The 11774-nt window shown below is 66.9% G+C and carries 19 protein-coding genes; 7 read left to right on the top strand and 12 right to left on the bottom strand.

Translation table 11 applies throughout. The features are described 5' to 3' along the window. Positions 1–83 precede the first annotated feature (83 nt). The 4 genes from BDW27_RS25870 to BDW27_RS25855 all read left to right on the top strand — a co-directional run bounded on the left by BDW27_RS25870 (position 84) and on the right by BDW27_RS25855 (position 2287). Entirely contained in the window at positions 84–593 is a 510-nt protein-coding gene (locus BDW27_RS25870) for a hypothetical protein (protein WP_110052255.1), read from the top strand. A gap of 76 nt (positions 594–669) precedes the next feature. Next, positions 670–1464, top strand: coding sequence for a ParA family protein (locus BDW27_RS25865; protein WP_110052253.1), 795 nt, complete (start codon positions 670–672; stop codon positions 1462–1464). A 188-nt stretch (positions 1465–1652) separates the two neighbouring features. Then, on the top strand, positions 1653–1838 hold the full coding sequence (locus BDW27_RS25860; RefSeq protein ID WP_146223306.1) for a hypothetical protein: 186 nt from the start codon (positions 1653–1655) through the stop codon (positions 1836–1838). A gap of 74 nt (positions 1839–1912) precedes the next feature. Continuing rightward, positions 1913–2287, top strand: a complete 375-nt coding sequence (locus BDW27_RS25855; protein WP_110052250.1) for a hypothetical protein — start codon at positions 1913–1915, stop codon at positions 2285–2287. A gap of 115 nt (positions 2288–2402) precedes the next feature. On the opposite strand, the gene BDW27_RS25850 is transcribed toward BDW27_RS25855, so the two are convergent. The 4 genes from BDW27_RS25850 to BDW27_RS25835 form a co-directional block, all read right to left on the bottom strand. Then, the gene (locus tag BDW27_RS25850) at positions 2403–3092 is read right to left on the bottom strand and encodes a hypothetical protein (RefSeq protein ID WP_110052248.1); all 690 of its coding nucleotides are present in this window, start codon (positions 3090–3092) and stop codon (positions 2403–2405) included. 464 nt (positions 3093–3556) lie between these two features. Next, on the bottom strand, positions 3557–3775 hold the full coding sequence (locus tag BDW27_RS25845) for a hypothetical protein (RefSeq protein WP_110052246.1): 219 nt from the start codon (positions 3773–3775) through the stop codon (positions 3557–3559). Continuing rightward, positions 3772–4893 carry a hypothetical protein gene (locus tag BDW27_RS25840; RefSeq protein ID WP_199560768.1) on the bottom strand — a complete coding sequence of 374 codons (1122 nt, stop codon included), beginning with the start codon at positions 4891–4893 and terminating at the stop codon, positions 3772–3774. Before BDW27_RS25840 ends, BDW27_RS25845 begins: the two co-directional genes overlap by 4 nt. Before the next feature lie 308 nt (positions 4894–5201). Further along, entirely contained in the window at positions 5202–5708 is a 507-nt protein-coding gene (locus tag BDW27_RS25835) for a hypothetical protein (protein WP_110052245.1), read from the bottom strand. A gap of 381 nt (positions 5709–6089) precedes the next feature. Between BDW27_RS25835 and BDW27_RS25830 the strand changes: the two genes are divergently transcribed. Together BDW27_RS25830 and BDW27_RS25825 are read left to right on the top strand one after the other, a co-directional pair. Then, positions 6090–6356, top strand: coding sequence for an AbrB/MazE/SpoVT family DNA-binding domain-containing protein (locus BDW27_RS25830; RefSeq protein ID WP_110052243.1), 267 nt, complete (start codon positions 6090–6092; stop codon positions 6354–6356). Between the two features lie 8 nt (positions 6357–6364). Then, on the top strand, positions 6365–6664 hold the full coding sequence (locus tag BDW27_RS25825) for a hypothetical protein (protein WP_233515934.1): 300 nt from the start codon (positions 6365–6367) through the stop codon (positions 6662–6664). Positions 6665–6732: 68 nt separating this feature from the next. On the opposite strand, the gene BDW27_RS25820 is transcribed toward BDW27_RS25825, so the two are convergent. Then, positions 6733–7092: a hypothetical protein gene (locus BDW27_RS25820; protein ID WP_110052241.1), complete on the bottom strand. Its 360-nt coding sequence runs from the start codon at positions 7090–7092 to the stop codon at positions 6733–6735. 393 nt (positions 7093–7485) lie between these two features. Between BDW27_RS25820 and BDW27_RS25815 the strand changes: the two genes are divergently transcribed. Next, positions 7486–8433 carry an ATP-dependent DNA ligase gene (locus BDW27_RS25815; RefSeq protein ID WP_110052240.1) on the top strand — a complete coding sequence of 316 codons (948 nt, stop codon included), beginning with the start codon at positions 7486–7488 and terminating at the stop codon, positions 8431–8433. A 161-nt stretch (positions 8434–8594) separates the two neighbouring features. On the opposite strand, the gene BDW27_RS28190 is transcribed toward BDW27_RS25815, so the two are convergent. From BDW27_RS28190 to BDW27_RS25790, 7 genes are all read right to left on the bottom strand, one after another. Then, complete coding sequence (locus BDW27_RS28190) at positions 8595–9122, bottom strand: MucR family transcriptional regulator (protein ID WP_110052238.1); 528 nt, start codon at positions 9120–9122, stop codon at positions 8595–8597. 5 nt (positions 9123–9127) lie between these two features. Next, the gene (locus BDW27_RS25805) at positions 9128–9622 is read right to left on the bottom strand and encodes a hypothetical protein (protein ID WP_110052236.1); all 495 of its coding nucleotides are present in this window, start codon (positions 9620–9622) and stop codon (positions 9128–9130) included. Then, a complete protein-coding gene (locus tag BDW27_RS25800; protein WP_110052235.1) occupies positions 9613–9963 on the bottom strand; it encodes a GNAT family N-acetyltransferase in 351 nt (116 codons plus the stop codon). The genes BDW27_RS25805 and BDW27_RS25800 overlap by 10 nt, the downstream gene beginning before the upstream one ends. A gap of 287 nt (positions 9964–10250) precedes the next feature. Further along, complete coding sequence (locus BDW27_RS27320; protein WP_158543609.1) at positions 10251–10409, bottom strand: hypothetical protein; 159 nt, start codon at positions 10407–10409, stop codon at positions 10251–10253. A 26-nt stretch (positions 10410–10435) separates the two neighbouring features. Next, on the bottom strand, positions 10436–10759 hold the full coding sequence (locus tag BDW27_RS25795; RefSeq protein WP_110052233.1) for a hypothetical protein: 324 nt from the start codon (positions 10757–10759) through the stop codon (positions 10436–10438). Between the two features lie 222 nt (positions 10760–10981). Then, positions 10982–11158 (bottom strand): hypothetical protein, encoded by a 177-nt coding sequence (locus tag BDW27_RS27315; RefSeq protein WP_158543608.1) that lies wholly within the window; start codon positions 11156–11158, stop codon positions 10982–10984. A 21-nt stretch (positions 11159–11179) separates the two neighbouring features. Further along, on the bottom strand, positions 11180–11701 hold the full coding sequence (locus BDW27_RS25790) for a hypothetical protein (RefSeq protein ID WP_110052232.1): 522 nt from the start codon (positions 11699–11701) through the stop codon (positions 11180–11182). Positions 11702–11774 lie beyond the last annotated feature (73 nt).

Below are 11774 nucleotides of genomic sequence, written 5' to 3'. Positions count from 1 at the left end.
CGCGCACCAGTGTGACAAAAACAGACGCTGTTGTCAGGCGAATCCGCCCACTGGCCGCACTCGGCCGTGGCAGGCTCGGTCCCATGAGCGAGACCACCCCCTCCACGACCCATGTCCGCCTGATCGGCGGCCCTGAGGACTGGCGCGAGCAGCTCCTGGACCACCTCACCGAGGCCGACCTCCAGGCCCCACGCGAGTCGCTGGGCGGATACCTGATCAGCTCTCACGTCCCCGCCGACCACCCTGACCCCGGGGCCCGGGCCGTGTACGAACCCGACAGTGAGCCCATGCGGGCGGACCTGTGGTTCTTCCGGGGATGGGTCCCCCTCGGCCCTTACGACCCCGAGCTGCGCCGCGCTGACCGCCACCAGGGCGTGACCGTGGTCCTGGACCACGACGGCCTGGTGGTGGAGTGGACCTCCGACGACGGCGTTCACCGGGTCGATCGGGTGCTGGCGCACTGGGAGGCGAGTGGGGAGGACGACCTCGGGGCGGACGTGTGGCACGTCCGCTCTGCCGGGGTCGACTGGGAGCTGCGCCACCACGCGCCGGACATGTGGGACGCCGGACAACTTCTGACCAGCGAAACCTAGGTAGATAGGTGCGCGCGAACACGCCTACGCATACAGCAAGGTGCGCGCGTAGGTGTGTCCGCGCGAGGATAGGCCCATGACGAACCCACGCATCATCGCTCTGGCCAACCACAAGGGCGGGGTTGGAAAGACCACCACCACCATCAACCTCGGCGCCACGCTCGCGGCCGCGGGGCGCCGGGTCCTGATCATCGACCTAGACCCGCAGGCCAACGCGACTCTGGCTCTGAACCCGATCGTGGGGGACTACACCCTCGCTGAAGTGCTGTCCGTGGACGACGTGACCCAGGAGACCGTGCCCGGGTCGGCTGCTTCCGCGATCGTGCCCGCAGCGGCGGTCTGGCCAGAGGGCCTGGATGTCCTTCCCGGGTCGATCGCCTCGGCCAGCCGGGAGAACGAACAGTGGGAAGCCCGCGAGTACAGGCTCCGACGGGCGTGCGAGGGTGCCCTGGACGACTACGACGTCGTCCTGATGGACCTGCCCCCGTCTCTGGGCCAGCTCACCATCAACGCCCTCACCATGGCCGACGAGGTCTGGACCATCACCAGTCCAGCGTTCTTCAGCGCCCACGGCATCGAGCTGCTGATGACCACGGTTGACCGGGTACAGCGCTTCTACAACCCGAATCTGGTCATCGGCCCGATCATCGTGAACGACTTTGACATCCGGACCACAGAGGCCCGCTTCCGTCTGAACGAGATCCAGGAGGCCTACACCGACCGCGTGTACGAGGAGCCCTGCCCTCGTGCGACCGTGATCGCCAAGGCCGCCGGTGCGCAACACCCGCTCTCCGCCTACGGCGCCGAAGGCGCGCGGTCTGTCGCCTGGTACGCCACCCTGGCCAAGACCCGCCTGGGTTTGGTTGCCTGATGCCCAAGCCCCAACCGACACGTGCGACCAAACCCGCGCAGCCCGCACAACCTCCCGTGAAGCGCTCCGACGCGCATCCGCTGGACCATCAGCAAAAGAGGACGCAACAGGAAGCCGGGCCGGAACCAGCCGCCGCTCCTCCGGTGACGGCGGCTCCCGTGCCTGTGCAGGGGACCGGGGCTCCGTCCGTGCCCCCCTCGGTGGAGGAGGTCAAGGCCACGCCCGCCTCCGAGCGCCGCCAGTTCAACATCGGGGTTCCCAAGGCCCTGCTGCTGCACCGACGAGCAGGCCTGTACGCCGAAGACCACGGAGTCTCCCGGCAGGACCAGGTCGCGCTCGCGCTGGACGCCTGGCTTCGTGAACGTGGTTACTGAACAGTGAAACCTAGGTGTGCGTGTAAGCGCCTACGCGTGGACACGCACACCTAACCCCCTGATTGGAGAAGGTCGTGAGCGTAGACGTGCTCTCCCCCTTGGGTCGGGCCCGCCACAACAAGCTCCTGGAGGAGCTGAAGCAGAGGGTGTCCACCACACTGACCAACGCAGGCCTGACGTTGTTTCCGGCGGGGGAGGAAGGCTCCGACCCAGGCGGCGCCGTAGTGAACCTGGAGAAGTCCGGGGTTTCCGTGGGTTGGTTCACCTCCGATGCCCTCATCGATGGGGGCTCGGGGGAAGAGCTCATCGAGGCCTGCCAGGCCGCCATGGTCAACGCGATGGTGACCATCCTCGTAGCTGCGGGGATGAGCGTGACCTTGCGCCCGTGGGATTTCGACGGTGACGCAGGCAGAACCAGTCTCTATGTCGCCTTGAGCAGGGAAACCTAGGTAGGTAGGTACACGTCTAGGCGCGTAAAGAGGTATGCGCGTGCCTACGTTCACGTTTACACGCGCATGACAACACCCCCGCAACCAGTAGTTGCGGGGGTGTTGTTGGTGGCGATTACTCCTGTGTGGCCAGTCCGGTCAGGGTGCCGGGTGCCTCGGCGTCTGCCCACGGGGTGGTCTCCTCGACGACCTCCAGGAGCTGGAGGTCGCGCCAGGACACGAAGCCACCGTCCACCCTGCACATGCTGTCCAGGCGCACGGTCGCACCGCCGAACCCGTCGAGGCGGGCGATGGCCTCCTGGCCGCTGGCGGTGCGCACCCGCAGGTCCAGGTGCCAGTCCCGGTCGGCGCGTCCGCAGCGGCCCCAGCGCGCGATGGCGCGCTGATCGGCCTGCTCGCGGTCGCGGCGGCTGCGGTGCACGTCGCCCCGAGCGCGGTTGGCATCGCGCACTCCAGAGGTCTGCGAGCGCAGGTACCGCCGCTCGGCGCCTTGGCGGCTCATGCCCAGGGCGTCGCCGATCCTCTCCCACTCCACGGGGGCGCGCCCCTGGTCGTCGGGTTGGCGCAGCTGAGCCAGCAGGCCAGCCTCGGCCTCCTTGACCTGATCGCGCACGACGTCGACCAGGGTCAGCGCGGCTAGGAGTTCCTCGTCCGTACTGGGCGGGTCCTGGATGCTCCCGCTGTGGTCCTGGATGAGGTCCCAGGCCTGGTGGAGGGCGCCGTAGTAGTTGCCGTACCGGTCCTGGAGCAGAGTGCGCAGGGCCTCGGTGCGGCGCTCCTGGGTGGATTTGGACTCGATCGCCACGGCGACCTCTCCTTCTGTGGGGTCGAGGAGGATTACTACAGGATTTAGCGGTAGCCCACACCTGTTCCGCGGGCGGAAGACCACCCTCGCACAGGCGAGCAACCCTTGGTTGACAAACGACAGTAGCAACCAAAGGTTGCGGAAGCAACTAAGGGTTGCCTCGCGTTTCCGTCACGACACCCGCGTGACGGAAACGATCCTGACTTCCGATAAGCCAGCTTCACAAGGTTGGGCCAGCCCTCACCTTCGAGAGCTGGCCCAACGTCAGCGACGGTGGCTTAGGCGCCGTCACCCCACAGCGGCCACCTCGCAGGCCGAACACCAGGTCGCCGCTTCCAGGTCCCGGATCGCGGGCCGAGGGCAGTCGGAGCAGTCCACACCCGGCCTGCTTCTCCCGAAGCTACGGCGAGACACTCACGGGCTCCTGAACCCGGTACCCCGAAAGGCGTCGACCGCGTTCTGGGTCACTCACCGCCACCCCCATCACCGCCCTCGCCGCTGCCCCCGGGCAGCAACATCCCGAGGAACCACATGCCCATTCCGAGTAGAAGGAGCCACTCGCCCGATCCCGCCGCGAAGCCAAACTCTTGTGCGAGGATCGCGGTTAAGAATGTGAGGCCCCCGCCAATGAGCAGAGCGATCGAGAACTTCCTCAGGAGTTTGAGAACTTTTTCCGAGTTCATTCGGTAGATCCTTCCTTGTCCTCAAGCGACTGTCCCCCGTAGGGAGCGCACGCGAAATCCTCTGGGGTCTCGTGGCACGGAACGAAACTCATCCCGGGCTGGGGATACGAGGCGTATGCCTGCCAATCCTGCTCGGGTTGACTGGGCGCAACCTCGGTGAAGAAGGGCTTGCCATCGTCGCGCAGGGTGACCTTGCCGGTGTTCTGCTGGGTGTCGACATACTCGGCCTCGATCTCCCACTTGCAGGACTGACCCTTCACATTCGCCTCCACTCGGAGTCCGCCCGATGCCGCTCCACCTCCGAGATCGATGCGTGTGTGCTGGAAGAACTGCTTCCCTTTGTGGGGCCCCTCGTCGGTGCTGTAAAAAACTGGGGCGTTGTGGTTGAGATCCACAACCACGCCGGAATAGTACTCAGCGCCCTGAGGAGGGTAATTGATCACGGTGACGGCAGTCGGGTCTTCGCAGGAGATGATCACGGGAGTCATATCGATGATACTTAGAGCGGAGGATCGCTCGGAGTGAAGGGTCATGTTGAAAACGGCCGAACCCCATGTTCCCGTTCCTTTCTCCCAAGTGCCTCCGAGTGGCGTGTCAGGCACCTCCCCACTGGTATAGGGGATCAGCCGCCCACCTAAAGGGCGAAAATAGTCCCAGAGTTCTGAGGGGGGAATGATCTGGAGATTCTCACTTTCTTTGGCTGTTAGGGGCCGATCCAGGACGATCTTGAATGACTCAAAGGACGTGGTGTCGTAGGCGATGGAACTGCTGAACGCAACTTTTTCCTGGTCTATTTCTCTCGCCGCGTCTTGTTGCGCGCGAAGTCGCGAATCTGTAGTCCACCGCTCGTAGGCATAGTTTCCCGCGTATCCACCCAAGACAGCGAGGAGGGTTAGCACGACGTATATCGACCACGCCCTCACGCGATTGTGCCGCGAAGCGCCCTTGCCTTCAGGGAAGTACCGCTCTTGGAGGACGGCGAAGACCGACGGCTGGTCGGTGCGTGGTTGGGCGTGAGCTGGTGATCGCCTTCTCTGACTCTTCGGCGATCGCCGACGACGGGAGGCCGAACCGGCCTTTCGGTCGGCGGAGCGCTTCTTCTGTCCACGCTTGCCCATGGGCGCCAGAGCTCCTCGCGATGGTCATCACGTGAACGAAGGCACACGTGGAGTAAAAGGTATCCGGCGTCACACATCCGCATCAGCCGTTGGCCGAAACCGGACTCCCCTTCAGGTGGGCGTATTCGGCTGCGAGGAACTCCGCACTCGGCGCGCTGCCTTAACCCCACCTAGTGCACTGCCTTCCCTGGCTTCCGATAATCGAAGGTTCTAGGAAGCCAGCCACCCATGCGAGACGGAGCGTCTCGCCAAGCGGGCATGAGAAAGCCCCCGCAACCGATGGGTTGCGAGGGCGGTGTGGGATCACTCTAGAGCGGAGGCAAGGACTGCATCGCCTCCCGAGCCCACCCTTGTGCACCCTCAGAAGCTCCAGCACGGGCGCCTTGAGCGATCGGCTCCAGGATGCGCAGGATCGCTCGCACCCCTCGCTTGACGCGCCCCTCGTCGTGGTGCGGGGAGCGAGCCGCCTCCAAAGCCTGCCCGCCCGCGTCTTCAAGGTCTTCGGCATCTTCGGCGGGAAGTCCGTCCCGAGGCATCTGCTCCAAGATGCGCGTCAGGGCCGCCGCCAGCTCCTCCTGCCCAGAACCCGCGTGGCTGGTCTGATTCAGGTTCGCCTGCCCGTCACCCCAGACCACGGAGGAGCCTGATACGCCCCCGTAGACCACCGGAGCGTGGTGGTTCACCACGCTCACCGGCTGGGGCGATCCGTCTGCCTGCACAGGGATGGTGATCGGGTTCTTGGCGAACTCCTTCTCGATCTCCCTGCTCATCTTCTGGATCCCCCGCCTGTTGATCTTGAAGCCGCCACTGGGCATCGAGCCTCCCGTGGTTCGCAACAGCCCCGCCCCCGGGGGCACCCAAGACCATCCTGGAACGCGAACCTCATGAACCACTATATATGGGCCCTGTCACATTCGAAGGCGCTATATGTGCCCCTCACCCTCCCGGGTAGGGGCGCGCCCCGAAGAAGCAGCGTCGGAGGACCTCGTTACACCGTCGGAAAGTTGTACTTTCCGATTTTCTGCCACATGCTGGAAGTGGTAGTGCACGAGCTTGCGCGTGGACTACTGATGCTTCCCCCTGCCGCCAAGCACAGGGAAGCGTCTTGGGCGGAGAGCCCGGCCCTCGCCCCCCAACGCTACGAAACGAGCAATCGCATGGAAACCACAGAAGGCAGGCGTCGACGACGATCGGTGATGCGTCGTAAGAACCAGGTCACCCTGCCTCGGGAAGTCACCGAGGCGCTGCACATCCGTGAAGGCGACGAGGTCGAGTTTGAGATCGGTGAGGACGGCCAGGTCGTGCTGCGCGGCATGACCGTGGTCCCCGCCGATCAGGCCTGGTTCTGGGATCGGGAGTGGCAGCAGGGCGAGCGGGAGGCCAGCGAGCAGATCGCCGCCGGCCGCACCGAGGAGTTCGAGGACGCGGAGTCGATGTTCGACGCTCTTGAACAGGAGCGCTGAAGAGCAACGTGGCGACGTTCGCTACCACCCCCCGCTTCAAGGCGGACTTCAAGAAGCTGACCAGGGAACAGGAAGCGCGCTTTCGGCGCGTGGTCACGGGCGAGTTCGCGCCCGACGTGCAGAAGGGGGAGTTCCGGCCCGGGCTGCGGGTCAAGGGCGTCCAGGGTGCCCCGGGGGTCTACGAGATGACCTGGGGCCGGGATGGTCGGGCCACGTGGGAGTACGGGGACGAGCGCTTCCCCGGCACTCCGCACGTGATCTGGCGGCGGGTGGGCACCCACGCCATCTTCAACCCCGGCCCGCCCTGATCCCGGATACACCACCGGCCCCGCAACCGTTGGTTGCGGGGCCGGTTTCTGTGAGGCGCCTTGCTGGTTCACGGCTCGGGGACCGTGTCGTCCAGCACCACACGCGGCGCGGGCTCCTCCTCGCCGCGTGGTCCGTCGATCTGCTCGATGACGGGGGTGATGTCGTCATAGACGCGCCGGTGCACCTCCGGGGTGCCCGCCTGTTGCAGCCAGCCTCCGTAGCCCAGGCGCCGGTTGTGGTTGAGGTAGTTCACCAACTGGCTACCCGAGAGGGTGTACAGCTCCAGGCCCCGGTCGGACAGGTCCCCGCCGGGGTCGCTTCCTTCCAGGTCCCGCAGGGAGGAGTTGCCTGTGGACGGGATGGTTCTGGCCCACAGGTCCGGGGTCACCACCAGCTCGAAGGCCGACACCCCGGTCGCGGTGGTCAACAGCTCACTGTGCCCTTCCGGGGGAGGGTTGTGGGCACCGCAACCAGTGGTCAGGCCAACGCTCAGCACGAGGGCGGCCGCACAGGCCGCGAGGGGAGGTCGAATCACGAGGTGATCCTAGACAGAGCCCCGCCCCGAGCGGGGGCGAACACCGAAAACCCCCGCGGCTTCCTCTCCTTCTCCGCGCCGTGCTGCCCTGCGCCGACCCACCACCGGCGGCGGCCTGGACCCCGTGGACGTGGCCGGCCTCGGGACCCCGGACGGCTCCCGAGGACCTGAGGCCAGGACCGGAAACCGCGCAGGTGGGACTTCCGCCTCCGACTTTTCGCACCCGAGGACGCGGGTTGGTCTCCTGCGGAGCGGGTGCCGGGTACGGGCCCGGGGGTGGAACCCATGCTCGCCACCGCCGTCGACCAGCTCCCGACCGGCCCCGGCCTGCTCTACGAACCCAAGTGGGACGGCTTCCGATGCCTGGCCCAGACCGGGCCGGTCAGGATGTCCTCCAAACGGGACCGGCCGCTCCACCCACGCTTCCCCGAGCTCGTCGAGGTTCTGGACCACCAGCTGCCCGAGGGCGTCCTGCTAGACGGGGAGATCATCCGGTGGGCGGACGACGGGCGGTTGGACTTCGGCGCCCTGCTGAGGCGGAACGGTGCCTCGACCCGCAGGGCCCGCGCCCTCGCACGAGCTGAGCCGTGCCACCTCGTGGTCTTCGACCTCCTTCGTGTCGGCGGCCGGGATCTCATGGGCCGCGCGCTCTCTCACCGCCGCTCCGAGCTGGAGCATCTGCTGGCCCTGGTCGAGCAGCCCTCCCTGCTCACGCTCGGCTGGCAGAGCGACAACCCCGAGGTCGCACTCCAGTGGTGGGAGGAGATGCCCGCCGTGGGGGTGGAAGGGGTGATGATCAAGGACGGACGCCGCTCCTACCGGCCCGGCACACGGGGGTGGCGCAAGTACAAGCACCGCGTCACCACCGAGGCGATCGTGGGCGGAGTGGTGGGTCACGCGCGGGCTCCGCGGGCCCTGATCCTGGGCCGGGTGGACTCGGTGACCGGCGAGCTGCGGGTGGCGGGACGGACGACGGACCTGTCCCCGCAGGAGTCCGAGGAACTCGCGGGCCATCTGGTGAAGACCGACGACCACCCCTGGCCCCGCACCCTCGCCGCGACGTGGGGGGACTCCTCCCGCCAGCACTACACCCAGGTCGTACCGGAAGTCGTGGTGGAGGTCTCGCCGGACTCGGCGGAGGTGGCCGGCCGGTGGCGGCACGTCGTCCGGTACGTGCGAACGCGCACCGACCTGAGGCCTGGAGACGTCCCCCAGGACCTCGATGCCGAGTAGACCGAACCACCTCGGCGAGCAGCGGAAAACCCCACCCGAAGGTGGGGCTCACCCTCCACACGAACGCGGGGAGCGGATCGGCGCCCCTGGCGCCGGGGCTGTCAGCAGCGCCAGACGTTGACCTTCTACGAGGCCTTGCCAGGTGTTGAGGATGTACCCGTTCAGCGCGGCTCCGGGCCGCCCTTTCGAGGCCTGACCGGTACGTCAGCCTGGACATCCCCGGTGCGCTTGTAGCGCTCCAGATGGGTGCGGCACCACCCCTTGGTCACGTGCTTACGCCCGCACCCTGGAACCTCGCACACCCGAGCCGGGCGCGACCGGGAGGCCGCAAGCGCCTGCTCGCGACGTGACTCCAACGCCTGAGCACGAAGGGGTTCTCGGAGCGCCGCTCGCGACTCCTTGCGCGCCGACTGGGGGTCCCGTGCAGCTTCGAACCGCCGCCACTCGGGGGAGCCGACCCGCTCGGATGATCTCTCGCCCCACGTGGCACGCAACTCCTCGGAAGCGAGAGAAGTCCGCCGCCCGAGTCCGTGAGCCTCCCGGTAGGTCGCGGCGGTCATGCCGTGCTCGCGGACGTGACGGCCCAGAAACTGGCGTTCCTGCCCGCACTCGTGGCAGATCAGCCCGCCATCATCACCGGTGGTGAGCTGGCCGTAGACGCCGTGGCCGTCAGGGTCGCCGTAACGCATCCTGGCTACTCGCTGGCTGCGGCGTCGATGGACTCGCGGATGGTTTCCGCTGCGTCTTTGGTGACCCACAGGGTTTCACCGATGACCCGCCCGGACGCGTTCTTCAGCGGTTTGCGCTCCAGGACCACCTCCTCTTCGCCGTCGATCTCGATGATCTGGCCGAGGTAAGTCTGGATGGCGTCGTGGGCTTCCTGTCGGGAGGGGAAGCGGTCCTCGATCTCGTCGAGCAGTGGGTAGCTTCCGATGGCGGTGGGGATCTCGATCATGACTTCCCTGTAGATCTGGCCGAACCTGGCGGGGGACAGACCCAGGTGTTCGGCGGCGGCCTTCTTGGTGCCGTGGTGGGCGTGCGCCTGGTGGGCCATGCGGCCTCGTTCGGCGCCGATGTCTGCGCGGACCTGCTCGAAGATCTTCGCGAGCGCCTCCATCTTCTCCGCTGGCGAGAGCTGGTCGAGGGCGTCCCAGTCGATCCGGTAGTAATCAGTGGGGTTCAGTTCCACGGGTCTTCGACCTCGTCTTCGTCCTGGTGGTCTTCGGTGTCGCCGCCGACCGCTTCGGCCCACCCGTTGCCTTCTTCGGTGCGGTGTTCGGGGCGGGCGTGCAGGACCTCGGGGAGCCGCTTCTCGGCGGCTGCGAACAGCTCTGTGGCGATGCCTTCGCGGCGGTACTGCGGGGCGGTTTCGATGTTCTCGATGATCAGCGTGTTCATGTCGACGTACAGCTCGGAGGCGATCTGGCCGTCTTCGGTGATGGCCTGGAAGCGGTGCGCGGGGGCGTCGGTGCTGGAGTAGGCGGCGACGGTGTAGCTGATCGTGTACTCGATGCCTTCGGTGCTGATCATCTCTGCTGCCTCCACGTGGTGTTCCCTGCCGACACCCCTGAATGTAGGGTACCTACATCAGAGTGTCAATAGGGTACCTATATTCCCCTCGGCAGAGTCCCATGATTCTGGGCATACCGGACCACTACTCGTTCCGGCTGCCGGACATGCCGGGCGTGCGCCGCGAGCTGCGGGACCCCGACCAGCCGCTGGTCGGTGACGAGGAAGAGTAGAACGCACCCCCGCGCACGAAAAAGCCCGGTCCCACGGTGCGTTCCGTGGGACCGGGCTGTGATGTGGTTTCTACGTCAGCGGGGCTGTTCTGCGGCGGGGTGGCTCTCCGAGGGGCCGACGCTGCCGTGGCAGACGTTGTAGCGGGCTACCTCCAGCGCCTGGCCGACGCGTTCCAGGACGTCCTCGGGGGACTCGGTGGTCTCGATCTCGAATTCGAGGGTCAGACGGGGCACAGCGAACTCCTTCAGGTCAGAGGTGGTCAGGCACCGCGGGCGGTGCCGTGCAGCTCGATCGAGGCCAGCAGCCCCCGGGTGTAGGTGCGGGCCGTTTCCGGAAAGGAGGGGTGGGCCGTGTTGTAGCGCAGGCACGCCAGCGCGGAGGCCTTCGGAACGGCGGAGTTCTCCAGCAGCTCGACGGCCGCGTCGAGGACCTCGGGCAGTGCCTCGGGGTCCTTCAGCGCCAGCTCCCCGACGGGGTGCACGATCTCGCCAGGGATGTCGCAGTGGTCCATGTTCTCCTGGTAGCGGTGCCAGTGGTAGTACATCGCTCCGTAGAGCGCGTGGTAGAGCACGGTGGTGTTCAACAGGGGGTCTCCTTGTCGTGGGGTGCTGCGCAAAAATCAGGGCGCCCAGATGGCTGCTGCGGGACGATCTCCCGCCATCGTGGAGGACCACCCTCGGGCGGGGGGTGCGCGGCGCGTTGGGCCTTTGGCGGCCGGTTGGCGTCGCCCACCCCCGAAGGGCCGGTCAGAACCGGACGCTGGCCCGCAGACCGCGGGGCCGGTTCCAGATTCCCGACCTCAGGGCTACTCGCGTTCGGCGGCGGCCATCGTGGCGGCCGCCAGGGCCAGGGTCGCGTGCACCTGGGCCACGGCGGCCAGAGCGGAGCCGATCGCCGGGTCCGTGGCGGCGTAGTCCGCCGCCTGCTCAGCCAGCCGTTCGGCCGAACGGCGGTCCAGGTCGTACTCGTGCTTGTAGCTCATGGGGCTCCTCGTCGGTGGGGGTCAGCTCTGGGCAGCGTAGAGGGCCAGGCCCTGGCGGGCCGCGTGCAAACTCAGCAGGAACCGGCTGTCCAAGCTGTAGTAGAGGTCGATGGTGCTGTCAGGGAAGGCCAGGCCCTGGAAGTCGTCGGCCACGACCTCACGGGCCCGGCGCTCGGTGCTCAGATCGGCCCCGCGCAGCAGCTCGTCGATCTCTTCGTAGTCAAGGTCCAGCTCGTGGTGGGCCTCATCCAGCAACCACTCGGTGAATGCGCCGTAGTCCCAGGACCGCGCGGTCCCCGCGGTGAGCTTGTCCGCCCAGTAGACGGGGTCGCCCTCGGTGAAGGCCATGGACGCGATGATGTCCTCGGCGCCGGTGACGAAGACGAAGTCGCACCCAGCGAAGCGCCGGACCAGGAAGCCGCCGGGGAAGAGGTGCACCTCCCAGTCAGTGGCCATGCGCCGGAACCGCAGGTGCTTGTGGGCGCCCTGGTCCAGGACGATCTCCATGGTCGGGGCCGGAAGGGTCGCCGTCGCTGTGCTCATCGTGTCCTCCAGAAGATGTGTGTTCAGGATGGCCCCCAGCGAACTGCTGGGGGCGGGATTCAGCGGATTTCGG

The organism is Nocardiopsis sp. L17-MgMaSL7 (assembly GCF_003182025.1).
Taxonomy (GTDB): domain Bacteria; phylum Actinomycetota; class Actinomycetes; order Streptosporangiales; family Streptosporangiaceae; genus Nocardiopsis; species Nocardiopsis prasina.
This window is presented reverse-complemented; position numbering and strand designations above follow the sequence as displayed.

Bases quoted from the DNA above. Each gene is read 5' to 3' on its own strand.
- BDW27_RS25800 (WP_110052235.1), bottom strand. From the start codon at position 9,963: ATGATCAGCACCGAAGGCATCGAGTACACGATCAGCTACACCGTCGCC.
- BDW27_RS25815 (WP_110052240.1), top strand. From the start codon at position 7,486: ATGCTCGCCACCGCCGTCGACCAGCTCCCGACCGGCCCCGGCCTGCTC.
- BDW27_RS25845 (WP_110052246.1), bottom strand. From the start codon at position 3,775: ATGAACTCGGAAAAAGTTCTCAAACTCCTGAGGAAGTTCTCGATCGCT.
- BDW27_RS25865 (WP_110052253.1), top strand. From the start codon at position 670: ATGACGAACCCACGCATCATCGCTCTGGCCAACCACAAGGGCGGGGTT.
- BDW27_RS25790 (WP_110052232.1), bottom strand. From the start codon at position 11,701: ATGAGCACAGCGACGGCGACCCTTCCGGCCCCGACCATGGAGATCGTC.
- BDW27_RS25835 (WP_110052245.1), bottom strand. From the start codon at position 5,708: ATGCCCAGTGGCGGCTTCAAGATCAACAGGCGGGGGATCCAGAAGATG.
- BDW27_RS25870 (WP_110052255.1), top strand. From the start codon at position 84: ATGAGCGAGACCACCCCCTCCACGACCCATGTCCGCCTGATCGGCGGC.
- BDW27_RS28190 (WP_110052238.1), bottom strand. From the start codon at position 9,122: ATGCGTTACGGCGACCCTGACGGCCACGGCGTCTACGGCCAGCTCACC.
- BDW27_RS25840 (WP_199560768.1), bottom strand. From the start codon at position 4,893: ATGGGCAAGCGTGGACAGAAGAAGCGCTCCGCCGACCGAAAGGCCGGT.
- BDW27_RS27315 (WP_158543608.1), bottom strand. From the start codon at position 11,158: ATGAGCTACAAGCACGAGTACGACCTGGACCGCCGTTCGGCCGAACGG.
- BDW27_RS25830 (WP_110052243.1), top strand. From the start codon at position 6,090: ATGCGTCGTAAGAACCAGGTCACCCTGCCTCGGGAAGTCACCGAGGCG.